Consider the following 739-nt stretch of genomic DNA (forward strand, 5'->3'; position numbering starts at 1 on the left):
CGGCCGGGTCCGGCTCCCACGGCGGGATCGGCCGGGTGGCGCCGGCGGCGGGGCGGGCCTCGTCGGTGGGGCGGGCCTCGTCGGTGGGGACGGGCGCGGCGGCGGGGCCTGACGCGGCGGCGGGGCCGTCACCCGGTCCGTCGTCGGCGCGGCCGCCAGGGCGGTCCGGCTCCGCCGTAGCGCCATTAGCGTGGGCGGCGGCGGAGGCGCCGCCGAGGGGCGCCGGCCGGGCGTCGTCGTGGCCGGTGGCCGGTGCGGTGCCACGCGCTGCGTCGGCGGCGGGGGGCGCGTCCGACCCGGCGGGGGACGGGGCGGCAGGCGCGGGGTCGCCCCAGGACGCCGCGGCGCGCTCGGGCGAGATCACGTCGGGGACCTGCGGCGTCGGCGCCGCGGGTCCCGCCGGACCGGCCTGCCCGCGGCCGCCGCCCGGCTCGTCGAGCACCGCCTCGACGCGGGCGGTGACGCCGAGGGTCTCGGCGAGCGCACGCGCGACGACGTCGGCGTGGTTGCTGTTGCGGAAAGTCGTCACGAGGCCGGGCTGCGCGAATCCGAGGCGCAGCGTGGTCGCGTCCAGCTCGAGGATCTGCGCGTGCTGGTTCACCAGCGCCCACGACGGCAGCCGCAGGCGGCGCAGCGTGGTCAGCACGTCGGGCCAGCGCCGGCGCAGCATCTCGGTGTCGGCGGCCGCAGCGGCGGCCCCGGGCGCGGCGGCCGCGGGCGCGGTGGCAGCGGGCGCGGG

At 82.4% G+C, this 739-nt stretch carries 1 pseudogene; it reads right to left on the reverse strand.

Going from position 1 to position 739, the window contains the following annotated elements:
* Positions 1-739 (reverse strand): annotated as a pseudogene (locus tag CS2_RS19295) (DNA polymerase III subunit gamma and tau); the annotation flags it as partial.

The organism is Cellulomonas iranensis NBRC 101100 = JCM 18110 (assembly GCF_001552375.1).
Taxonomy (GTDB): domain Bacteria; phylum Actinomycetota; class Actinomycetes; order Actinomycetales; family Cellulomonadaceae; genus Cellulomonas; species Cellulomonas iranensis.